Below are 23,061 nucleotides of genomic sequence, written 5' to 3' on the forward strand. Positions count from 1 at the left end.
AATCCTCAGGTGTAGACCAGGGTCCGCTCGGCCGCAGACCGTGCGATGGCTTCGGTGATCTCCAGGTTGCGCAGGCCATCGATGGCGGAGACCAAGGGAGTGGCGGTGCCGCGGATTACTTCGACAAAATGTTGCAACTGGCAGGCCAAGGGCTCCTCTCGCGACACCTCAAGGACCTCCTCGTCGAATGGCTCCAGCCAGGATGGTTCAATGCCATCGCGGTAGCGCTTCATCCGGAAGGTGGGCACGGAGAGGGACCCTTGTGTCCCAGCGATGAAATAGCAGTCCTCGTCGGGATACGTTGGGTAAACAGGGTTTTCCTGTGAGGTCTGTTCCCAGCTCCGGGCGCAGGCGGCCGTGTCAGAGAGGATGAACGTGCCCAACGCGCCGTTCTCGAACATGAGGTTGATTGCCACGGTGTCTTCAACGGCAAAGCCTCGTACTGCGGAGGACGAGAGCGCCTGCACCGCCTTGATCTCCCCGCACAGGCTACGCAGGTTGCCGACCTCATGGATCAGGTTGATGAGGATGGGGCCGCCACCGAGCTGGGTGCGCCATGGGCCAGCAGCAAAGTAGCTCGATGGCTTGTAGAACTGTGCGCTGCCCATCACCGAAACCACGCGGCCGAGCTGTCCGGACTGGACGATAGCCCTCGCTCTCGCAAGGACAGGGCTGTATGTCCGGTGGTGCCCAACCAGTACCGGTGTTCCATGCATGGCGGTCAACTCGGCCAGCTTTGCTCCTTCGCGTACCGAAGCCGCGATGGGCTTTTCGATAAGGACGGGAATCCCGGCTTCAATGCAGAGTCTTGCCTGCTCTCCGTGGAAAATGTTCGGCGAGGAGACAATGACACCGTCGAGCGGAACACGATCCATGCATAGCGCGAGATCGTAAAACAACGGCACATTGTTGTCGTTTGCGACTTGGTGGTTTGGAGCATGGTCGGGAGCAACGATCGCAACCAGTTCGCAGTCCGGGTCTTCCTTGATCAGGCGGATGTGCTGCTTGCCGATTAGGCCAGGCCCGACCACAACGAACTTGAGCTTCCTCATGTCATTGCCCGGGTTTCGAGAGCGTTGGGTCGACCAGTTTCGCCAGTCGCAAGGACATGGAGAATGTCGGCTGTCAGGGCAATGGCGCCTTCGGCCAGATGCCCGTTGGGAAGGACAACGATCCTGGAAGCTACCGATTCGGTATTGGGAAGCAAAAGGCCCGCATGCGGGAATAGGTCCCGATAGGGCTGCATCCCGTGGCAGCCGGGCCAGAAGTACTTGCGGGCGAGGATGTTCTCCGCGTGCAGCACGGCGATGATCGCGTCGCGGTCCACCGGGAACGTGTCGCCGATCTCCAGGACCACGTAGTGGTGGCTGTTGCGCTCGACCGGGTCGTAGTCGAGCAGGGTGATGCCGGGGATCCCCGCGAGCGCACGGCGGTATTCCCGGTAGTTGCGGCTGTTCGTGTCGAGCACGACGTCCAGTCCATCCAGATTGGTCAGGCCCATCGCCGCGCAGACCTCGATCATCTTGCCGTTGGTGCCCGGGTGGATGACGTTGTCGTAGCCCTTGAAGCCGAAGTTGCGCATCAGACGCATGGCCTCGGCCAACTCGTCGTCGTTGGTGGTGACAGCGCCACCTTCCATGGTGTTGAAAGCCTTGGTGGCGTGGAAGCTAAAGACCTCGCACGCACCAAAACTGCCGATGCTCTGGCCCTTGTAACTGCTGCCGAACGCATGGGCCGCATCGAACATCAGCTTGAGTCCATGCTGGTCGGCAATGGCCTGCAGTTCGTCCACCGGGGCCGCCCGTCCCCACAGGTGCACGCCGATGATCCCGGTGGTGCGCGGGGTGATCATCCGGCGGACTGCGGCGGGATCAATGTTGTGGGTGGCTGGGTCGATGTCAGCGAAGGCGGGAGTGATCCCCTGCCAGTAGAGCGCATGCGCGGTAGCCACGAAGGTCCACGAAGGCACGATGACCTCACCCTCCAGGCCCAGCGCCCGGATGGCGATTTCCAACGCGATGGTGCCATTGCACATGGCGATACAGTGCTTGACGCCTAGATGCGCGGCGATGCGCTGTTCGAACTCCTGCACCATGGGGCCGTTGTTGGTCAACCACTGGTTGTCGAGGATGGTCTCCACGCGCCGGAGGAATCCGTCGCGGTTGCCGATGTTGGGGCGACCGACGTGCAGCGGCTCGGCGAAGGCCGGGGACGCTCCATTCACGGCAAGGTCCTGCGGACTACGGATCTTCTTCATGCAGGTCACGCATCGCGCCGGTATGTCAGGTTGGTGATCTGCTCGGAGATCAGCCCGATCAGGAAGATGATGACCGACGCACTGAACAGCAGGGTGCTCATGTTGGTGAGCCGGTGCATGGTGGCGAAGGTGTAGCCGTAATAGCCCAGGCCAATGGCGAAGAATGCTGCGGCGATGGGGGCGAACAGCTTCAGCGGCGAGAACAGGGTGGCGATCTTGAAGATGATCAGCAGGAAGCGGATGCCGTCCTTGATCGGACGGATGTGGCTGCCGTTGCCCACCCGCCTGGCCACCGGTATCGGCACGTAGGCCACCGGATAGGCGCTGCGGAAGAAGGCCATGGTGCTGGTGGTCGGGTAGCTGAAGCCATTGGGGAGCAGGTGCAGGAACTCGCGGAACCGGTCCGCCCGCGCCGCGCGGAAGCCCGAGGTGAGGTCCTTGATCTCATGGCCGGTCATGCGCGTGGCCAGCCAGTTGTAGAAACCGTTGGCCAGGCCGCGGTGGAAGTTGGCCTGGCCGCTGCCGTCGCGGGCCCCGACCACCATGTCGTAGCCCTCGTCGAGCTTTTCCAGCAGCAACGGGATGCAGGCCGGGTCGTGCTGGCCGTCCGCGTCCATGAACACCAGGATGTCTCCACTGGCTGCTCGGGCGCCGCGCTTGATCGCCGCGCCGTTGCCCATCGAGTAGGGACTGCGCAGTACCCGGGCGCCATGATCGGCGGCAACCACAGCGGTTTCATCGGTAGAGCCGTCGTCGACCACGATCAGTTCCGCGTCGGGGAACTGGCCGCGCAGGGCCGGCAGGGTCTTGCGCAGGCCTTCGGCCTCGTTCTTGGCAGGCAGGATGATGCTTAGACGACTCAAAACCGTTCCCCGGAAATCCCCGGTGGCCATGGTAATGCCTGCCGCCAGAACGCGGAACGCCAATGGTCACACCTGGCGAAAACCATGATCCCACGGTGAGACCGACAGGGTTTTGCAGTACCCTTTTGTGTAGCCCAAGGGGGAGCCAATCCTTATATGAACGCGATGTCCGCCAATCTTGTCGGTATCACCGGTATTGCCCGTCGTCTGGTCCAGGACGGGGCAATCGACGAGGCGGCGGCACGCACCGCGATGGCCCAGGCCACCGCCGCCAAGGTGCCCCTGGCGCAATGGTTTGCCGACAAGAAGCTGGTGACGGCGGCGGAGCTGGCCGCGGCCAACGCGGTCGAGTTCGGCATGCCGCTGTTCGACGTGTCGGTGTTCGACTCGGCGCAGAGCGCGATCAAGTTGGTCAGCGAGGAGCTGCTGCGCAAGCACGTGGTGCTGCCGCTGTTCAAGCGCGGCGGCAAGCTGTTTGTCGGTACCAGCAACCCGACCCAGTCGCTGGACGAGATCAAGTTCCACACCAACCTGGTGGTGGAGCCGATCCTGGTCGACGAGGACCAGATCCGCCGCACGCTTGACCTGTGGCTGGCCAGCAATGACAGCCTCGGTGACACCTTGGGTGGCGATGAAGATGGCATGGGTGACCTCGACGTCTCCGCTGGCGACGAGGACATGGGCGGCGGTGGCGACGCCGGCGTTGATGCCAAGGGCGACGACACCCCGGTGGTAAAGTTCGTCAACAAGGTGCTGGTCGATGCGATCCGCAAGGGCGCCTCGGACATTCACTTCGAACCTTACGAGGACGACTACCGCGTCCGCTTCCGCATCGACGGCCTGCTCAAGAACGTGGCCAAGGCGCCGGTCAAGCTCAACCAGCGCATTGCCGCACGCCTGAAGGTGATGTCGCAGCTGGACATCGCCGAGAAGCGCGTGCCGCAGGACGGGCGCATCAAGCTCAACCTGTCCAAGAGCAAGCAGATCGACTTCCGTGTCAGCACGCTGCCGACGCTGTTCGGCGAGAAGATCGTGCTGCGTATCCTCGACGGCAGCGCGGCCAAGCTGGGCATCGACAAGCTCGGCTACGAGCCGGACCAGCAAAAGCTGTTCCTGGAGGCGATCCACAAGCCTTACGGCATGGTGCTGGTGACCGGCCCGACCGGCTCGGGCAAGACGGTGTCGCTGTACACCGCGCTGGGCATCCTCAACGACGAGACCCGTAACATCTCCACCGTAGAGGACCCGGTGGAAATCCGCCTGCCCGGCGTCAACCAGGTGCAGCAGAACAACAAGCGCGGCATGACCTTCGCCGCCGCGCTGCGCTCGTTCCTGCGACAGGATCCGGACATCATCATGGTCGGCGAAATCCGTGACCTGGAGACCGCCGAGATCGCTATCAAGGCGGCGCAGACCGGTCACATGGTGCTGTCTACCCTGCACACCAATGATGCCCCGCAGACCATCGCGCGCCTGATGAACATGGGCATCGCGCCGTACAACATCACCTCCTCGGTGACCTTGGTCACCGCCCAGCGCCTGGCCCGCCGACTGTGCAACAGCTGCAAGAAGCCGGTCGAGCTGCCGGCCAACGCGCTGCTGGCCGAGGGCTTCACCCAGGCCCAGATCGACGCCGGCATCACCCTGTTTGAACCGGTGGGCTGCGACGAGTGCACCGAGGGTTACAAGGGTCGTACTGGCATCTACCAGGTGATGCCGATGACCGACGAGATCGCCGCCATCGTGCTGGAAGGCGGCAATGCGATGCAGATCGCCGAGGCGGCGCAGAAGATCGGCATCAACGACCTGCGCCAGTCGGCTCTGCTCAAGGCGGGCCAGGGCATTACCAGCCTGGCCGAAATCAACCGCGTGACCAAGGACTGACCGGTCCCGCACCTGGAAAAAAGGCCCGCGAAAGCGGGCCTTTTTTGTTTGCGGATATGGGGAAGCTCAGTCCATCCCCAGCTTCTTGAGCTTGTAGCGCAGCGCCCGGAAGGTGATGCCGAGCTGGGCGGCGGTCTTGGTCTTGTTCCAGCGGTTCTCTTCCAGCGCCTTCTGGATCGCCGCGCGCTCCATCTGCTCGATGTAGGAGGGCAGGGCGGCGCTGGCCGGATCGATGTCGACCACGGCTTCCTGCATCGGGCCGGCCGGTGCGCCGGCCATGCCGGCACGGGCAACCGGCGGGTGCGGCAGGCGCAGGTCGCTGGCGCCGATGGTGTCTTCCTCGGCCAGGGCCAGGGCGCGCTCGAGGATGTTCTCCAGCTCGCGCACGTTGCCCGGGAACGAATAGCTGGCTAGCGCCTCCAGTGCGGACGGCGACAGCAGCGGGGTGGGACGGCCGTGGCTGCGCGCCAGGCGGGTGAGGATCGAGGCGGCCAGCTGCGGCAGGTCGCCGCGACGCTCGCGCAGCGGCGGCACGCGCAGCTCGATCACGTTGATGCGGTAGTACAGGTCGTGGCGGAAGCGGCCTTCCTCGACCAGCAGCCCCAGGTCCTTGTGGGTGGCCGAGAGGATACGCACGTCCACCGGAACTTCGGTGGAGGCGCCGACCGGGCGCACCGACTTTTCCTGGATTGCCCGCAACAGCTTGACCTGCATCTGCAGCGGCAGCTCGGCCACTTCGTCCAGGAACAGGGTGCCGCCGCTGGCGGCCTGGAACAGGCCCGGCTGGTCGGCATGGGCACCGGTGAAGCTGCCCTTGCGATGGCCGAAGAACTCGCTCTCCATCAATTCGGTCGGGATCGCGCCGCAGTTGACCGGCACGAACGGACCGGCCGCACGCGCGCCCTGCTCGTGGATGGTGCGGGCGACCAGTTCCTTGCCCACGCCGGACTCGCCCCAGATGTACACCGGCGCCTGGCTGCGCGAGACCTTGGTGATGGTGGCGCGCAGTTCGCCCATGGCCGGCGAGTCGCCGAGCAGGCGCGCGGCCTGTTCCGGCGGCGGCGGGGGCGGGGCGGGACGCTCGCTGTTGTTGAGCTCCAGCGCGTGCTTGACCAGGCCGCGCAGCACGGCGATGTCCACCGGCTTGCTGACAAAGTCGAACGCGCCGGCCTTCAGCGCTTCCACCGCCAGGTCCATGCTGCCGAAGGCGGTGATCATCGCCACCGGCGTGCGCGGGTAGTTCTGCGAGATCTCGCTCACCAGCTCGATGCCGTTGCCGTCGGGCAGCCGCATGTCGGTGATGCACAGGTCATACGGATTGCTCGCCAGCAGCTCGCGTGCCTCGGCGAGGTTGGCGGCGGTGCTGATGCGCAGGCCCATGCGACCGAGGGTGAGGACCAGGAGTTCGCGGATGTCGCGTTCGTCGTCGACGACAAGGGCGCTGCGTGTTTCGTTCATGAATAGAAGATAGCCGAGTGAAGCGAATGTCTACAAATGGAAGGAGCGCCGGGTACGGCCGGATCAGGTGGACAGGATCGCGTGCGGCGCCGGCAGGACCACCCGGAAACAGGCGCCGCCGGCCGGCACCGGCACGTATTCCAGGCGCGCCTGGTTGGCGCGGCAAAGTTCGCGGGCGATATACAGGCCCAGCCCGGTGCCGTGCTCGGAAGTGGTGAAGAACGGGCGGAACAGCTGCGCCGCCACCGCCTCGGGAATGCCCGGGCCGCGGTCCATGACATCGATGATGGCGTTCTTCTCCAGCGTGGCCACCCGCAGCCGCACCCGCGCCGGGTCCTCGGCGATGCGCCCGTACTTGAGTGCGTTGTGCACCAGCGCGGTGAGGATCTGGTACAGGTGGTTGGGGTCGACCAGGGCCTGCACCGACGGCTTGTTGATGATGGCTTCCAGGCTGTCGGTCTCGATCGACAGCGTCTGCCGGTACTCGAGCACGAAGCGCCGGACGAAGGCCACCAGGTCGATGTTTTCAGGATTAGCGCGCTCGCGCCGGGCCAGGCCGAGCACGCTTTCGACGATGCCGTTGGTGCGCTGGCACTGCTGGTGGATGATCTGCAGCAGGCGCCGGTCGGCATCGCCGATGGCGCTGGACTCCTCCAGCAGCTGGGTGGCGTAGTTGATCGCCGCCAGCGGGTTGCGGATCTCGTGGGCCAGGCTGGCCGAGAAGCGCCCCAGCGCGGACAGGGTCAGCGACTCGGCGCGGCGCGAAACCACGGTCGAGTCGTCCAGGAACACCAGGGTCAGGTCGCTGTCGGCCAGCAGCCGGGCAAAGCGTGGCTGCACCTCCGGCTGGTCGGGGCTGAGCTGCAGCGGGGTCTCGTCCTGGTTCCAGCCGTTGCGCCAGCGCTGCAGCCGCCGCGCCAGCTCGGGGGCGACCCGCAGCAGGCTCAGGCCGCCTTCGGGCACCTCGCCGTCGCCATCGCCCAGCAGCAGCGAGGCGGCCTCGTTGGCCAGGGTGATGCGGTTGTTGGTGTCGACCACCAGCACGCCGGTGCGCATGCGGCGGATGATGAGCTCGTTGATCTCGAACAGGTTGGCGACCTCGGCCCCGCGCCTGTCGGCCAGCTGCTGGTTGCGGCGCGCGCGCTGGCCGATCTGGCAACTGATGTAGGCCATGGCCAGGTAGGAGGTGACGAACATCGCCAGTTCGGCCACGGTGCGCGTGGCCTGGGTGCCTTCCAGCGCCTGCCAGACGTACTCCAGCACCATCGCGCCGCTGGCGATCGCCGCGATCGACAGGCCGCGGGAGAGGGGCAGCAGCATGGCGGCGGCGGCGACGTTGAACAGCAGCGACATCGAGATGCCCGCGCTTGCCCCGGGCATGGCATGGATCAGCAGCATGGCCGCGACGATGTCGGCTATCACGCTCCACAACACGATGGTCTGCAGCCAGCGCTCGTTGCGTCCCCAGAACAGCAGTGCCAGCGCCACTACCAGATACGCGACGGAGACCACGTGGGCCAGCGCCGGCACGTGTGCCTCGCCGACGAACATGTCCAGCGGGCCGAACAGCAGCGCCGCGATCAGCGAGGCGACCAGGGTGCGGTAGAGGGCGAAGAAATACAGTTCGCGCCGCGGTATCGATTCGATGCGGTCGATCAGTGAAGCACTCGGTGACACGCCGGAACTCCCCTTCAGGCTGGGACGAGTATAGGCGTGCCCGGGCAGCGGGCAGCGCGATGCGCGCGGTGGCCGGCGGGGCCCGGCATGCGCAGCGCCCGGCGCGATGCCTGGGGCCCGGTGTGACGGGGTGGCCGCAAGTTGCTGAAATCCGGCCGGAAATGTGCCGATTCCGGCCATTTGTACAGTCTTCTTTTGCGCCCGGGGCCGGCCTCGGCCACAATAGCGGGCCCGCTTGCGACCACGCCTGCGCCCTTCCAGGGCCGGTGGACCAGCCTGCGGTCGTTCCTATTCCCACGGTGACGCATGAATTTCCACGAATACCAGGCAAAACAACTGCTTGCCGAATACGGCATCCCGGTCCCGGCCGGCAAGGTCGCCGCGACCCCCGAAGAGGCCGTCGCAGCCGCACAGTCGCTGGGCGCTGGCCCCTGGATGGTCAAGGCGCAGATCCATGCCGGTGGTCGCGGCAAGGCCGGCGGCGTCAAGTTCTGCAAGACCGTCGATGACGTGAAGGCAGCTGCCGCCAAGATGCTCGGCACCAGGATGGCCACCTACCAGACCGCCGGCGTCGAGCTGCCGATCAACCTGGTGCTGGTGACCACCGCCGGTGAGATCGTCAAGGAGCTGTACCTGTCGGTGCTGGTGGACCGTGGTACCCGCACCATCAGCTACATCGCCTCGTCCGAAGGCGGCGTGGAGATCGAGCAGGTGGCTGCCGAGACCCCGGAAAAGATCCACACCCTCAACGTCGATTTCGTCGAGGGCGTGCAGGGTTATCACGGCCGTGACATCGGCTTCAAGATGGGCCTGACCGCCAAGCAGGCTGGCCAGTTCGCCAACATCATGGTCAACCTGTACCGCCTGTTCAACGAGAAGGACCTGTCGCTGGTCGAGCTGAACCCGCTGGCGATCCTGGACGACGGCAACCTGTACGCGCTGGACGGCAAGTTCAACAGCGACGACAACGCCAGCTTCCGCCACAAGGAGCTGGTCGCGCTGCGTGACAAGTCGCAGGAAGACGAGACCGAAGTGACCGCTTCGGAGCTGGACATCAACTACGTCACCATGGACGGCAACATCGGCTGCATGGTCAACGGCGCCGGCCTGGCCATGGCCACCATGGACGTGATCAAGCTCAACGGCGGCGAGCCGGCGAACTTCCTGGACGTGGGCGGCGGTGCCAACAAGCAGCGCGTGATCGAGGCCTTCAAGCTGATCCTGTCCTCGGACAAGGTCGAGGGCATCTTCGTCAACATCTTCGGCGGCATCGTCCGCTGCGACATGATCGCCGAGGGCATCATCGCCGCGGTCAAGGAAGTGGGCGTCAAGGTCCCGGTCGTGGTCCGCCTGGAAGGCACCAACGTGGAAGAAGGCAAGCAGCTGCTGCGCGACAGCGGCATGGCCATCATCCCGGCTGACAACATCAACGACGGCGCCAAGAAGGTCGTTGAAGCGGTCAAGTCCGCTGCCTAATCCACGTCACCGAACCAGGAATTACCCATGAGCGTTTTGATCAACAAGAACACGAAGGTGATCGTGCAGGGCTTCACCGGCCAGCAGGGCACCTTCCACGCCACCCAGATGATCGAGTACGGCACCCAGGTCGTCGGCGGCGTCACCCCGGGCAAGGGCGGTACCACCCACCTCGAGCTGCCGGTGTTCAACACCGTGGCCGATGCCGTGCAGGCCACCGGTGCTGACGCGTCGGTGATCTACGTCCCGCCGCCGTTCGCGGCCGACGCGATCCTCGAAGCCGCTGCTGCCGGCATCAAGGTCATCGTCTGCATCACCGAGGGCATCCCGGTGCTGGACATGCTGCGCGTCAAGAACGTGCTGACCCGTTCGTACCCGGAAACCGTGCTGATCGGGCCGAACTGCCCCGGCGTCATCACCCCGGGCGAGTGCAAGATCGGCATCATGCCGGGCCACATCCACAAGCCGGGCAAGATCGGCATCGTGTCGCGTTCGGGCACGCTGACCTATGAAGCCGTCAAGCAGACCACCGAAGTGGGTCTGGGCCAGTCGACCTGCATCGGCATCGGCGGCGACCCGATCAACGGCCTGAACTTCGTCGACTGCCTGAAGCTGTTCAACGAAGACCCGCAGACCGAAGGCATCATCATGGTCGGCGAGATCGGCGGCGACGCCGAGGAAGCCGGTGCCGAGTACATCGCCAAGTACGTCAAGAAGCCGGTCGTCGGCTTCATCGCCGGTGCTTCGGCCCCGGCCGGCAAGCGCATGGGCCACGCTGGCGCCATCGCTTCGGGCGGCAAGGGCACCGCCGAAGGCAAGTTCGCCGCGATGGAAGCTGCTGGCGTCAAGACCGTCCGTTCGCCGGGCGACCTGGGCGCGGCCATTGCCGAGCTGGTCAAGTAATACCTCGTTCCCTCGTGGAACCGGAAAGGCCGCCTTCGGGCGGCCTTTTTTGTGCGCGTGGATTGACGGTGGCGCCAGTGAATCCACCGCATGCGCTGCAGTCGCGGCAAACGCTGTGTGTCATCACCGGCCATGAACCGGCGGGCACGGTGATTCTGGAATAATGGGCGCAGCGGGAATGCCGCCTGTGCCATCGGTGGTATGTCCCATCTTCCCGATCCGGGAAACCCCAGGAGCAAAGGCAACCGACATGTCCCAATCCCTACGTATCGCGATGGCCCAGTTCGACTTCCCGGTCGGCGCCGTGGCGCAGAACGCCGAGCGGATCACCGCGATGATCGAGGAGGCGCGCGACGAGTTCGGCGCCGACGTGGTGCTGTTCCCGGAGCTGGCCCTGTGCGGCTATCCCCCCGAGGACCTGCTGCTGCGCCCGGGCTTCCTGCATGACTGCGACCAGGCGCTGCAGCGCATCGCCAGGGCCACGGAAGGCATCGTCGCGGTGGTCGGCTGGCCGCAGGCCGCCGGCAGCGTGGTCTACAACGCCGCCAGCGTGCTGCGCGATGGCCGCATCGACCTGACCTACCGCAAGCGCGAACTGCCCAACTACGCGGTGTTCGACGAGCGCCGCTATTTCGATGTGGATCCGGACGGCGAAGACTGCGTGTTCGAGGTCAACGGCGTGCAGGTCGGCCTGCTGGTCTGCGAGGACCTGTGGTTTGCCGAACCGCTGGCCGGCACCGCCAAGGCCGGCGCGCAGGTGGTGCTGGTGCCCAACGCATCGCCGTTCGAACGCGGCAAGCACGCCCAGCGCGATGCGCTGCTGGCCGAGCGCTCCCGCGAAAGCGGCTGCGCCATTGCCTACCTCAACGTGGTCGGTGGCCAGGACTCGCTGGTGTTCGATGGCGCCTCGGTGGTGGCCGATGGCGACGGCACCGTGCATCCGGCCGCCGCCGCCTTCACCGACCAGTGGCTGGTGGTGGAGTTCGACGCCGAGCAGCGCAGCTTCCTGCCGCGCGAGTGGGTCGACGACGGCGACGAGAGCATGGACGCGCTGGCTTGGCGCGCGGTCACCCGCGGCCTTCAGGACTACTGCCGCAAGAACGGCTTCCAGAAGGTGTGGCTCGGCCTGTCCGGTGGCATCGACTCGGCCCTGGTGCTCGCGATGGCGGTCGATGCGCTGGGCGCGGACAACGTCACCGCCGTTCGGCTGCCCTCGCGCTACACCGCCGACATGTCCAACGACCTGGCCGCCGAGCAGTGCCGGGCGCTGGGGGTGAAACTGGAGGCGGTGTCGATCGAGCCGGTGTTCGAGGGCCTGATGCAGGCGCTGGGGCCGATGTTCGAAGGTCGCGAGGCCGATGTCACCGAGGAGAACCTGCAGTCGCGCGCGCGCGGTGTCATCCTGATGGCGCTGTCCAACAAGTTCGGCGGCCTGCTGCTGACCACCGGCAACAAGAGCGAGTACGCGGTCGGCTACGCCACCATCTACGGCGACATGTGCGGCGGCTATGCCCCGCTCAAGGACCTGTACAAGACCGAGGTGTTCGGCCTGGCCAAATGGCGCAATACGGTCGGCGGTGCCCCGGTGATCCCGCCGGCGGTGATCAGCCGCCCGCCCTCGGCCGAGCTGCGCGCCGACCAGACCGACCAGGACTCGCTGCCCGCCTATGACGTGCTGGACGGCATCCTGTACCGCTTCGTCGACCAGGAGCAGTCGCGCGAGGAGATCGTCGCTGCCGGTTACGCGGCCGAGGTGGTGGACCGCGTGCTGCGGCTGGTGCGGGTCAGCGAGTGGAAGCGGCACCAGGCCGCGCCCGGGCCGAAGATCTCGCGCCGGGCCTTCGGCCGCGAGCGTCGCTACCCGATCAGCAACGGCTACCAGGGCTGACCCGGGCATCCGGGCCCGCCAACTGGCGGACATGAAAAAGGCCCCGCGAAGGGGCCTTTTTCGTGGATGCCGTCCAGTTTACTTGCGCGACATGGTGGCGTTGCGCTGGCCGGTGGCCGCCGAGCGCTCGCCGGCGAACGGGTTCAGCTTGCGGATCATCCACGGGTACTTCGGCCAGTCGCCGCTCAGCCACGGATGCTGCGGCTGGTTCATCTCCAGCACGCGGCGGGCATCGGCGGCCAGGGTGTCGTTGCCCAGGCGGGTGTAGGCCTCGCCCAGCACCGCCACGGCGTCGTACTGGAACGCGCTCTGCGGGTAGGTTTCCAGCAGGTAGTTGGCGCGGCCGGCGGCCGAAACGTAGGCGTCGCGGCGCAGGTAGTACAGCGCGTTGTCCAGCTCGTGCTGGGCGAATACGTCGGTCAGCTGGCGCATGCGGTCGCGCGCGTCGGCGGCGTAGCGGCTGTTCGGGTAGCGGTCGACGACGATGTTGAAGTCGGCATAGGCCTGGCGCGGGGCCGACAGGTCGCGGCGGCTCGGGTCCAGCGACCACACCCGGCGCAGGAACACCGTGTCGCGGTTGGCATTGGCCAGGCCGCGCAGGTAGTACAGGTAGGCGATGTTGCGGTGGGTCGGGTAGGTGCGGATGAAGCGGTCGATGCTGGACACCGCGTCGTCGTGCTTGCCGGCCTTGTACTGGGCGTAGGCGGTCTCGATCATCGCCTGCTCGGTGTACGGGCCGTACGGGTACTGGGCCTGCAGGCGGCGGAAGCTGGCTTCGGCGCCGGACCAGTTGCCGCCCTGCATCAGCTTGTGGCTCTTTTCGTAGAGCTGTTCGACCGGCATCCCCTCGTCGGGGTTCTTGTCCTTGGTGTTGCGGCCACAACCGGTGGCGAACAGGGCCGTGACCAGCAGCAGGGCAACGAGGCGGACGGGCGCGGACAGCAGGACGGAGCGTCGGATCATGTGGGCTGGGCGGGACGCGGCAGGAATACGAAGCGTCGATGATAGCCTAGTGGCCTGTCCAGCGACTGACTCCTGCCGCCGGACCCCGATTCTCCCTATTGCAGCCCCCATGTCCGATACCCGATCCAACCCGTCCCTGCAGGCCGTCGTGCCTGATTCCGCCGCCGGCCGCCGCTTTGACGCGGTGCTGGCCGAGCTGTTCCCGGAGTTCTCCCGTTCTCGCCTGACCGAATGGATCAAGTCCGGGGACGTGCTGCTGGACGGGGAGCCGGCGCGCCCGCGCGACCCGGTCCGCGGCGGCGAGGTGGCCACCGTGAATGCGGTGCTCGATACCCAGACCCACGCCGAGCCGGAGGACATCCCGCTGGACGTGCTGTACGAGGACGAGCACGTGTTCGTGATCAACAAGCCGGCCGGACTGGTCGTGCACCCGGGCGCGGGCAACGCCACCGGTACCCTGGTCAACGCGCTGCTGTTCCGTGACCCGTCGCTGTCGGCGCTGGCCCGCGCCGGCATCGTGCACCGCCTGGACAAGGACACCAGCGGCGTGATGGTGGTCGCCCGTACCGTGCAGGCGCAGACCGCGCTGGTCGAACAGCTGTCCGCGCGCGAGGTGCACCGCCAGTACCTAGCCGTGGTGGTGGGTGCGCTGGTCTCCGGCGGTACCGCCGATGCGCCGATCGACCGCCACCCGCGCGACCGCCTGAAGATGGCCGTGCGCGAGGACGGCAAGGACGCGGTCACCCATTACCGCCTGCGCGAGCGCTTCCGCGCCCATACCGCGCTGGAATGCCGCCTGGAGACGGGCCGCACCCACCAGATCCGCGTGCACATGGCCCACCTCAAGCACCCGATCATCGGCGACCCGTTGTACGGCGGCGCGCTCAAGCTGCCGCGCGGCGCCAGCGACGAGCTGATCGCCGCCCTGCGTGGCTTCAAGCGCCAGGCGCTGCATGCCGAGACGCTGGAGTTCGTGCATCCGGTGACCGGCGAGACCGTGCGCAACACCGCCCCGGTGCCGGCCGACATGCTGGCGCTGATGGCCGCCCTGCGCGAGGACAGCCAGCGCTTTGCCGAGCTGGAGCGCGGCCGGCGATGAACGACGTTGCGCCCTGGCTGTTGGCCGACTGGCCGGCGCCGCCGGCCGTGCAGGCGCTGACCACGCTGCGCCACGGCGCCGGGGTCTCCGGGCCGCCGTTCGACCACTTCAACCTGGGCAACCGCAGCGCCGCCGACGGGGATGATCCGCAGCGGGTCGAGCGCAACCGGCAGTTGCTGGTGCAGCTGGCCCGGCTGCCGTCGCCGCCGCACTGGCTGCGCCAGGTGCACGGCACCGAGGTGCTGCGTTTCGATGCGCCGCCCACCGCAAGCGGCGTGGCTGCCGAGCCAACCGCCGATGCCGCGGTGACCTCGGTCCCGGGCGTGGTGCTGGCGATCCTGACCGCCGACTGCCTGCCGGTGGTATTCGCTGCCCGCGATGGCTCGGAGGTCGCCGCCGCCCATGCGGGCTGGCGCGGGCTGGCCGATGGCGTGCTGGAAGCGACGGTGGCGGCGATGCGCACGCCGCCGTCGCAGGTGCAGGCGTGGCTGGGCCCGGCCGCCGGCCCGGCGCTGTACGAAATCGGGCAGGACGTGTTCGACGCCTTCGTCGGCCGGGATCCGATGGCGGAAGCCGCGTTCGTGGCCACCCGTCCCGGCCACTGGAAGGTGGACCTGCCGGCGCTGGCGCGGCTGCGGCTGCAGCGTGCCGGCCTGTCAGTCGATGCAATCAGTGGTGGTCGGCACTGCACCCTGGCCGATCCACAGCGGTTCTACTCGCACCGGCGCGACCGGCGCACCGGCCGCCTGGCGACCCTGGCATGGATCAGTTGCTGAGCCAGCCGCTGTTCGCCCAGCTGCTGGGCCCGGCCTTCGTCCGGCTCGAGCCGCCGGTGCGTGCGCTGCATGATCGCCATGGTACGTGGCGCTATGCCGGACAGGTCCGCGTGCGTCGCGGCCAGCACTGGCTGGTACCGGTGCTGGCGTGGGGCGCGCGCCTGCCGCCCAGCCACGAGTCGCTGCCGACCACGGTGGAGTTCAGCGCCAGTGCGCGCGGTGAGCGCTGGGCTCGGCGTTTCGGTCGCCATCCAATGGGTTCGCGGCTGTGGTTTCACCAAGGTCGGCTGCGCGAGCAGCTGGGCGCGGTGCGCTTTGAATTCGCTCTGGACGAACGCGACGGCGCGATCCACTGGCAGGCACGGCGGGCATGGCTGTTCGGCGTGTTGCCATTGCCCTCCGGCTGGTTTGCCAGCGTGCGCTGCCGCGAGTACGCCGTCGCCGGCCGCTACACCTTCGAGGTCGACGTGTCGTTGCCGTGGGTCGGCCCCTTCATCCATTACGAGGGACAGCTTGAGCCAGCCTGAGCTGCCTGCCGCCTCGCCGGCCATCATCGTGTTCGATGGTGTCTGCACCCTGTGCAATGGCTGGGTACGGTTCCTGCTGCGTTTCGACCGGGCCCAGCGCTACCGCTTCGCGGCGATGCAGGGTTGCAATGGCCGCCAGTTGCTGCAGTCCCACGGAATGGATCCCGACGACCCGGTGTCCTTCCTGGTGCTGGAAGGCGGCAAGGCCTGGACCGATACCCGAGCGATCATCCGCGTGCTCACCAGCCTCGGCGGGCCGTGGCGCGCGGCGTCGATCCTGCGGCTGGTTCCGGCTGCAATCCGTGACCGGGCCTACCGGCTGCTGGCGCGTAACCGCTACCGCTGGTTCGGCCGCCATGACCGCTGCATGCTGCCGCCGCCCGGGCAGGCGGCGCGCTTCCTCGACTGAGCCCCGCCTGCGCGGCGCCCGTCACTCCTCCAGCGCGGCCAGATAATCGCGACGCCAGCGGTTGATGTCGAACTCGGTGAGGTGGTCCATCATTGCGCGCCAGCGCTCCTTGCGCTGGGCCAGCGGCATGGTCGTGGCGCGGGCAATGGCATCGGCCACGCCGTCGAGGTCATAGGGATTGACCAGCAGCGCCTGCGGCAGCTCATCAGCCGCGCCGGCCAGCAGCGACAGCACCAGCACGCCGGGATTTTCCGGGTCCTGGGCGGCCACGTATTCCTTGGCCACCAGGTTCATGCCATCGCGCAGTGGCGTCACCAGCCCGACCCGCGCGGTGCGGTAGAAGCCGGTGAGCGTGCTGTGCGCGTAGTTCTGGTTGACGTAGCGCAGCGGCGTCCAGTCGGCCTCGGCGTGGCCGCCGTTGATGTGCCCGGCCAGCTGTTCCAGCTCGGCGCGCAGCTTGCGGTACTCGGACACGCCGCCGCGCGAAACCGGCGCGATCTGCAGGAAGGTCAGGCTGCCTTTCTGGTCGGGATAGCGTTCCAGGTAGCGCTCGAAACCGTGGAAGCGTTCGGGCAGGCCCTTGGAATAGTCCAGCCGGTCCACACCGATGGCCAGCTCCCGCGGGTGCAGGCTCTTCTGCAACGAGCGCACCGACGGATTGTTCATCGCCGCCACGGCCTGCTGGGCGACGCGTCCGGTATCGATGCCGATCGGGAATGCGCCCACGCGCAGGCGACGGCCGCCCGGCGCCTCGAGGCTGCCATCGCTATGCAGGCGGCCGCCGCCGAACAGCCGCACATAGGAACGGAAGCGGTCGGCGTCGCGCTGGGTCTGGAAGCCGACCAGGTCGTAGGCATAGAGGCCGGAGAACAGGCGCTGGTGGTCGGGCATGGCCTGCAGGAGGTCGCCCGAGGGCAGCGGCACGTGCAGGAAGAAGCCGATACGGCAGCCGATGCCGCGCTCGCGCAGCATGGCCGCCAGGGGGATCAGGTGGTAGTCGTGGATCCAGACCGTGTCGCTGTCGCGCAGGTAGGGCGCAAGCTTCTGGGCGAACAGCTGGTTGACCCGGCGATAGCCCTCGCGGGTGGCGCGGTCGTAGTCGACCAGGTCCAGCCGGAAGTGCAGCAGCGGCCACAGCGTGCGGTTGGAGAAGCCGTTGTAGTAGGTGTCCAGGTCCGGCTTGCTGAGGTCCATGGTGACGAAGCGGATGTCGCCATCGACCTGCTCGCGCAGCTCGCCGCTGGCACCGCGCGCGGTCTTGCCGCTCCAGCCAAACCACACGCCACCACGCTCCTTGAGCGCGGCCAGCAGGCCGACAGCCAGGCCGCCGGCGCGGCTCTCGCCGGGCAGGGCAACGCGGTTGGATACGACGACCAGACGGCTCATGACGCCTCCTGCCAGCTGCGCGACAGCCGCATCGCGGCAATGATCAGGCCCACGTGGGAGTAGGTCTGCGGGAAGTTGCCCCACGGGCTGCCGTCCTCGAAGGAGAGGTCTTCGGACAGCAGGCCCAGATGGTTGCGACGGGCCAATACGTTTTCGAACATCTGCCGCGCTTCTTCGGTGCGGCCGATTGCGGCCAGCGCATCGACGTACCAGAACGTGCAGATGGTGAAGCTGGTTTCCGGCGTGCCGAAATCATCCGGCGCGATGTAGCGGTACAGGCCGTTGCCATGGCGCAGGTCGCGGCCGATGGCATCGACGGTCGCGATGAAGCGCGGATCGTGCGCATCGACGAAGCCGATGTCGGCCAGCAACAGCAGCGACGCATCGAGACGGTGGCCGCCGAGGGTGTCGGTGAAGTGGCCAAGCTCCTCGCTCCACCCCTCGGTGATGACCTTGGCGTGGATGCGGTCGGCGTGTCCGCGCCAGTACTGCGCACGGTCGGCCAGGTCCAGCTGCGCCGCGATCTTCGAAAGGCGGTCGCAGGCGGCCCAGCACATCGCCGCGGTGTAGGTATGCACCTCGGTGCGGCCGCGGAATTCCCACAGGCCGGCATCGGGCACATCGTGCAGGGCCACGGCACGCTCGCCCAGCGGCTCCAGCCGCAGGAAAGTGTGCGTATCGCCCGGATCGTTGAGTCGCAGGTCGAAGAACAGCTGGGTCGAGGCGAGTACCACGCTGCCATATACATCATGCTGGCGCTGCACCCAGGCCAGGTTGCCGCGGCGCACCGGGCCCATGCCGCGATAGCCGGCCAGCGATTCGACCTCGCTCTCGTCCAGCTTCGCCTCGAAGCCGATGCCGTACAGCGGCTGCAGCGAGCCGTCATCACCGGTGGCCAGGTTGAAGATGTAGCCGAGGAACTGCTCCATCGTGCGGGTGGCGCCGAGGCGGTTGAGAGAACGCACCACGAAGGCGGCATCGCGCAGCCAGCAGTAGCGGTAGTCCCAGTTGCGGCTGCTGCCCGGCGCCTCGGGTATCGAGGTGGTCATCGCCGCGATGATCGCGCCGCTGTCCTCGTACTGGCACAGCTTCAGCGTGATCGCGCTGCGGATCACCGCCTCCTGCCATTCCAGCGGAATGGACAGGTAACGCGCCCATTCGCGCCAGTAGTTGCGGGTCTTGTCCAGCGCCTCGCTGACGTAACCGACCAGCGAACGATCCAGGGGCTCGTCCACGCCCAGCACGAGGTGTACCTGGTGGGTGAGGGCGAACGCCAGGCCGTCGCGCACGAAGCGCACCGGCACGTCGGTGGTCAGGCGCAGGGTGAAGTCCGGCAGCATCCAGCGGATGTGGTTGCTGCCCCAGGTGGATTCGGGAACCCGTGCACCCCAGTCGGCCAGCGGTCGCGCCCGCACGGTGATGCGTGGGCTGCCGGCCAGCGGCCGCACCTGGCGGATGATGCTCACCGGGCGGTACAGACGGTCATGCCGGCGCCAGCGCGGGGCAAAATCGATCACCTCGACCTCACCGCCCTTGCTGTCGCGCAGGACCGTGCGCAGGATCGCGGTATTGGCCAGGTAGTGCTGTTCGCTGCTCTGGAAATCCTCCAGCTCGATGCCGAAGTCGCCGCCGACCTGCTGGGTGGGCGAGAGCAGGGCACAGAACGCCGGGTCGCCATCGAAGGAGGGCAGGCAGCTCCAGACCACGTTGGCCTGCTTGTCGATCAACGCGCCGAAGCTGCAGTTGCCGATGACGCCAAGGTCGAGGGAGGCTTCATTCATCCGTGTGTTCCTGTCATTGCATGAGTCATGGACGCCGGATCACCGCGCGTTGTCACGCAGCCAGGCGTGGACCGCCGCTGGATCCTCCAGTCGCCAGCCGGCGGCGGTGGAGTCGCGCGCACCGACCAGCACGCTCCAGCCGCCCAGCGCGTTGGCCGCGGCAAATCCGTATTCGTCGGTGAGGTCATCGCCCACGTAGACCGGGGTGCGGCCCTTGAACGTGGCGTACTGCATCAGTTGCTCGACCGCGCGGCCCTTGTCGGCCCCGGCCGGCACGTATTCGATGACGTGGTCACCGGGCTGCAGCCGGTAGCCGGCATCGGAAGGCAGGTGCTCGTGGGCCAGGCGGGTGATCTCCTCGCCCAGCTCGGGTGCGCCGCGCCAGTGCAGGGCCAGGCTGACGCCCTTGTCCTCGACCAGCACGCCCGGGCGCGCGTGCGCGTAGACCATGGCCTTCTGGTGCAGCTCGTGCAGCCACTCCGGTGCCAGTTGCGCGGCCTGTTCGGCATGTTGCGAGGCGCGCATCTGGTGGCCGTGCAGGCCGGCAGCGGGTAATTGCAGGGGCGCGAACAGGGCGTCGAGCTGCGACAGCGGCCGGCCACTGACCAGCGCTACTGCGCCGTCGAGCCGGTCGCTGATGCGCCCGATGTCCTCCCGTACCTGCGGCAACAGGTGCACGCAGGCAGGGTCGTCAGCGAATTCGATCAGCGTGCCATCCACATCCAGGAACAGCGCACAGCGGGTGTCCAGCAAGGGAGGATGGCTGGAAGAAGGAGCGATAGCCATGCCATTCACAATGCCACCAGGCCCGTGAGCGAATGGTTAGGGCACAGCGATCAGCCGTGCGTTCCGTCCCGGGCCGGCCGGTATGCGCCGCTGCCTGCGTAGTGTTCACGGCCCGTGGAGTAGGGGAAGGAACGAGGTTGACTGGGGCGCCCTGGCCGGATTCCAAGACCTTGAAACCCTTGGCCCCAACCGCATTTGATGGTTAGCGCCGGCACGACCGGCTTCTCAGACAGGGATCCCGCCATGCGGATGGACAAGCTCACCTCCAACTTCCAGAAGGCCCTGGCCGACGCCCAGTCGCTGGCCGTCGGCCGTGACCACAACATCATCGAACCGGTCCATGTGTTCAGCGCGCTGCTGGACCAGGCCGGCGGCAGCACCCGCCCGCTGCTGGCACAGGCCGGCGTCAACGTGCCGGTGCTGCGCGAGCGCCTGGACGAGGCGCTGGACAAGCTGCCCAGGGTCTCCGGCCAGGAGGGCAACCTGTCCATCGGCAACGACCTGACCCGCCTGCTCAACCAGACCGACAAGCTGGCCCAGCAGCACAACGACCAGTTCATCGCCAGCGAGTGGTTCGTGCTGGCCGCTGCCGATGAAGGCGGCGCGCTGGGCATGGCGCTGCGCTCGGCCGGTGCCGACAAGAAGAAGCTCGAGGCGGCCATCGACAGGCTGCGCGGAGGTGAAAGCGTGCAGAGCGAGAACGCGGAAGAGCAGCGCCAGGCGCTGGAGAAGTACACGATCGACCTGACCGCGCGTGCCGAGAGCGGCAAGCTCGATCCGGTGATCGGCCGCGACGAGGAAATCCGCCGCACCATCCAGGTCCTGCAGCGCCGCACCAAGAACAATCCGGTGCTGATCGGCGAGCCCGGCGTCGGCAAGACCGCCATCGTCGAGGGCCTGGCCCAGCGCATCGTCAACGAGGAAGTGCCCGAGGGCCTGCGCGGCAAGCGCGTGCTGAGCCTGGACATGGGCGCGCTGATCGCCGGCGCCAAGTTCCGCGGCGAGTTCGAGGAGCGGCTCAAGGCCGTGCTCAATGACCTGGCCAAGAACGAAGGCCAGATCATCCTGTTCATCGACGAGCTGCACACCATGGTCGGTGCCGGCAAGGCCGACGGCGCGATGGATGCCGGGAACATGCTCAAGCCGGCGCTGGCGCGCGGCGAGCTGCACTGCATCGGCGCCACCACGCTCGATGAGTACCGCAAGTACGTGGAGAAGGACGCCGCACTGGAGCGCCGCTTCCAGAAGGTGTTCGTCGGCGAGCCGACGGTGGAGGACACCATCGCCATCCTGCGCGGCCTGAAGGAAAAGTACGCCGTGCACCATGGCGTGGAGATCACCGACCCGGCGATCGTTGCCGCGGCCACGCTCAGCCATCGCTACATCGCCGACCGCCAGCTGCCGGACAAGGCCATCGACCTGATGGACGAAGCAGCCTCGCGCATCCGCATGGAGATCGACTCCAAGCCCGAGGAGCTGGATCGCCTCGAGCGCCGCCTGATCCAGCTCAAGATCCAGCGCGAGATGCTGAAGAAGGAGAAGGACGAGGCCTCGCGCAAGCGCCTGGCCGACCTGGAAGCCGACATCGAGGGACTGGAGCGCGAGTTCTCCGACCTCAACGAGGTGTGGAAGTCGGAGAAGGCCGCGCTGCAGGGCGCAACGAAGATCAAGGAGCAGATCGAGCAGGCCAGGGTCGAGCTGGAGGCCGCGCAGCGCCGCCAGGACTTCGCCAGGATGAGCGAGATCCAGTACGGCACGCTGCCGCAGCTGGAGAAGCAGCTGGCTGCCGCGCAGGAAGTCGAGCGCAAGGACTTCAAGCTGGTGCAGGACCGCGTGACCGCCGAGGAAATCGCCGAGGTGGTGTCGCGCTGGACCGGCATTCCGGTCAGCAAGATGCTCGAGGGCGAGCGCGACAAGCTGCTGCGCATGGAGGACGTGCTGCACCAGCGCGTGGTTGGTCAGGAGGAAGCGATCAAGGTCGTGTCCGACGCGGTGCGCCGCTCGCGTGCCGGTCTGTCCGATCCCAACCGCCCGGGCGGTTCGTTCCTGTTCCTCGGCCCGACCGGCGTGGGCAAGACCGAGCTGTGCAAGTCGCTGGCCGAGTTCCTGTTCGACAGCGCCGACGCGATGATCCGCATCGACATGAGCGAGTTCATGGAGAAGCACAGCGTTGCCCGGCTGATCGGCGCGCCTCCGGGCTACGTCGGCTACGAGGAAGGTGGCTACCTGACCGAGGCCGTGCGCCGCCGCCCGTATTCGCTGATCCTGCTCGACGAGGTGGAGAAGGCGCATCCGGACGTGTTCAACATCCTGCTGCAGGTGCTCGACGACGGCCGCCTGACCGATGGCCAGGGCCGCACCGTGGACTTCCGCAACACCGTCATCGTGATGACCTCCAATCTGGGCTCGCACCAGATCCAGGACATGGGCAGCGATGACAGCCCGGAAGCCTATGTGCAGATGAAGGCTGCGGTGATGGGCGTGGTGCAGGCGCACTTCCGTCCGGAGTTCATCAACCGCCTGGACGACATCGTCGTGTTCCATCCGCTGGACAAGAGCCAGATCAAGCAGATCGCCCGCATCCAGATGCGCGGCCTGGAGAAGCGCCTGGCCGAGCGTGGGCTGAAGCTGGACGTGAGCGATGCGGCATTCGAGCTGCTCGGCAACGTCGGCTTCGACCCGGTGTATGGCGCACGCCCGCTCAAGCGTGCGATCCAGGCCCAGCTGGAGAACCCGCTGGCGCAGAAGATCCTTGCCGGGGAGTTCGCCAGCGGCGACATCATCGCCGTGGACGCCAGCGGTGGCACGCTGGCTTTCGGCAAGCGCTGATTTCGACATCGCATCACCAACGGGCCCCGGCAATGCCGGGGCCCGCTCCGTTTGTGCGCCGACCAGCGCGGCGATGCCAACCGGGCATGTGCTGATGCC

General features: G+C 67.0%; 18 protein-coding genes. 9 read left to right on the forward strand and 9 right to left on the reverse strand.

The window, feature by feature from the left end; all coding sequences use genetic code 11:
• Nucleotides 1–5: 5 nt before the first annotated feature.
• Genes LG380_RS00195 through LG380_RS00205 form a run of 3 tightly spaced genes read right to left on the reverse strand, consistent with a single transcriptional unit; the run spans nt 6 to nt 3,120 of the window.
• Nucleotides 6–1,052 (reverse strand): Gfo/Idh/MocA family oxidoreductase, encoded by a 1,047-nt coding sequence (locus LG380_RS00195; RefSeq protein ID WP_225763045.1) that lies wholly within the window; start codon nt 1,050–1,052, stop codon nt 6–8.
• Entirely contained in the window at nt 1,049–2,257 is a 1,209-nt protein-coding gene (locus LG380_RS00200) for a DegT/DnrJ/EryC1/StrS family aminotransferase (protein ID WP_225763046.1), read from the reverse strand. The genes LG380_RS00195 and LG380_RS00200 overlap by 4 nt, the downstream gene beginning before the upstream one ends.
• Nucleotides 2,258–2,262: 5 nt before the next feature.
• Nucleotides 2,263–3,120, reverse strand: coding sequence for a glycosyltransferase family 2 protein (locus tag LG380_RS00205; protein ID WP_225763047.1), 858 nt, complete (start codon nt 3,118–3,120; stop codon nt 2,263–2,265).
• Nucleotides 3,121–3,276: 156 nt separating this feature from the next.
• Between LG380_RS00205 and pilB the strand changes: the two genes are divergently transcribed.
• Complete coding sequence (pilB, locus tag LG380_RS00210; protein WP_225763048.1) at nt 3,277–5,004, forward strand: type IV-A pilus assembly ATPase PilB; 1,728 nt, start codon at nt 3,277–3,279, stop codon at nt 5,002–5,004.
• A 66-nt stretch (nt 5,005–5,070) separates the two neighbouring features.
• Here the strand turns inward: pilB and LG380_RS00215 are convergent, their stop codons facing one another.
• Nucleotides 5,071–6,462, reverse strand: a complete 1,392-nt coding sequence (locus LG380_RS00215; protein WP_225763049.1) for a sigma-54 dependent transcriptional regulator — start codon at nt 6,460–6,462, stop codon at nt 5,071–5,073.
• 63 nt (nt 6,463–6,525) lie between these two features.
• Nucleotides 6,526–8,139 (reverse strand): ATP-binding protein, encoded by a 1,614-nt coding sequence (locus LG380_RS00220; RefSeq protein WP_225763050.1) that lies wholly within the window; start codon nt 8,137–8,139, stop codon nt 6,526–6,528.
• 306 nt (nt 8,140–8,445) lie between these two features.
• Here LG380_RS00220 and sucC point away from each other — a divergent pair, with 306 nt between their 5' ends.
• The 3 genes from sucC (at nt 8,446) to LG380_RS00235 (ending at nt 12,406) form a co-directional block, all read left to right on the forward strand.
• Nucleotides 8,446–9,615 carry an ADP-forming succinate--CoA ligase subunit beta gene (sucC, locus tag LG380_RS00225; RefSeq protein WP_225763051.1) on the forward strand — a complete coding sequence of 390 codons (1,170 nt, stop codon included), beginning with the start codon at nt 8,446–8,448 and terminating at the stop codon, nt 9,613–9,615.
• 27 nt (nt 9,616–9,642) lie between these two features.
• Nucleotides 9,643–10,518: a succinate--CoA ligase subunit alpha gene (gene sucD / locus LG380_RS00230; protein ID WP_225763052.1), complete on the forward strand. Its 876-nt coding sequence runs from the start codon at nt 9,643–9,645 to the stop codon at nt 10,516–10,518.
• Nucleotides 10,519–10,768: 250 nt separating this feature from the next.
• A complete protein-coding gene (locus LG380_RS00235; protein WP_225763053.1) occupies nt 10,769–12,406 on the forward strand; it encodes an NAD+ synthase in 1,638 nt (545 codons plus the stop codon).
• Between the two features lie 78 nt (nt 12,407–12,484).
• Here the strand turns inward: LG380_RS00235 and LG380_RS00240 are convergent, their stop codons facing one another.
• On the reverse strand, nt 12,485–13,369 hold the full coding sequence (locus tag LG380_RS00240) for an outer membrane protein assembly factor BamD (protein ID WP_225763054.1): 885 nt from the start codon (nt 13,367–13,369) through the stop codon (nt 12,485–12,487).
• Between the two features lie 109 nt (nt 13,370–13,478).
• Here LG380_RS00240 and rluD point away from each other — a divergent pair, with 109 nt between their 5' ends.
• From rluD to LG380_RS00260, 4 genes are read left to right on the forward strand one after another with little or no spacing between them, the layout of a single operon-like run.
• Entirely contained in the window at nt 13,479–14,468 is a 990-nt protein-coding gene (rluD, locus tag LG380_RS00245; RefSeq protein WP_225763055.1) for a 23S rRNA pseudouridine(1911/1915/1917) synthase RluD, read from the forward strand.
• Nucleotides 14,465–15,244, forward strand: coding sequence for a peptidoglycan editing factor PgeF (pgeF, locus tag LG380_RS00250; RefSeq protein WP_225763056.1), 780 nt, complete (start codon nt 14,465–14,467; stop codon nt 15,242–15,244). Before rluD ends, pgeF begins: the two co-directional genes overlap by 4 nt.
• Nucleotides 15,229–15,771, forward strand: coding sequence for a DUF4166 domain-containing protein (locus LG380_RS00255; RefSeq protein ID WP_225763057.1), 543 nt, complete (start codon nt 15,229–15,231; stop codon nt 15,769–15,771). The genes pgeF and LG380_RS00255 overlap by 16 nt, the downstream gene beginning before the upstream one ends.
• Nucleotides 15,758–16,180 (forward strand): thiol-disulfide oxidoreductase DCC family protein, encoded by a 423-nt coding sequence (locus LG380_RS00260; protein ID WP_225763058.1) that lies wholly within the window; start codon nt 15,758–15,760, stop codon nt 16,178–16,180. The genes LG380_RS00255 and LG380_RS00260 overlap by 14 nt, the downstream gene beginning before the upstream one ends.
• A gap of 21 nt (nt 16,181–16,201) precedes the next feature.
• Here LG380_RS00260 and otsA read toward each other — a convergent pair whose 3' ends face one another.
• From otsA to otsB, 3 genes are read right to left on the reverse strand one after another with little or no spacing between them, the layout of a single operon-like run.
• Complete coding sequence (otsA, locus tag LG380_RS00265; protein WP_225763059.1) at nt 16,202–17,566, reverse strand: alpha,alpha-trehalose-phosphate synthase (UDP-forming); 1,365 nt, start codon at nt 17,564–17,566, stop codon at nt 16,202–16,204.
• Entirely contained in the window at nt 17,563–19,347 is a 1,785-nt protein-coding gene (locus LG380_RS00270) for a glycoside hydrolase family 15 protein (RefSeq protein ID WP_225763060.1), read from the reverse strand. The genes otsA and LG380_RS00270 overlap by 4 nt, the downstream gene beginning before the upstream one ends.
• 39 nt (nt 19,348–19,386) lie before the next feature.
• Complete coding sequence (gene otsB / locus LG380_RS00275; RefSeq protein WP_225763061.1) at nt 19,387–20,133, reverse strand: trehalose-phosphatase; 747 nt, start codon at nt 20,131–20,133, stop codon at nt 19,387–19,389.
• 243 nt (nt 20,134–20,376) lie between these two features.
• Between otsB and clpB the strand changes: the two genes are divergently transcribed.
• Nucleotides 20,377–22,962: an ATP-dependent chaperone ClpB gene (gene clpB / locus LG380_RS00280; protein WP_225763062.1), complete on the forward strand. Its 2,586-nt coding sequence runs from the start codon at nt 20,377–20,379 to the stop codon at nt 22,960–22,962.
• Nucleotides 22,963–23,061: the final 99 nt, after the last annotated feature.

It is taken from the genome of Stenotrophomonas sp. Marseille-Q4652 (assembly GCF_916618915.1).
Lineage (GTDB): Bacteria > Pseudomonadota > Gammaproteobacteria > Xanthomonadales > Xanthomonadaceae > Stenotrophomonas.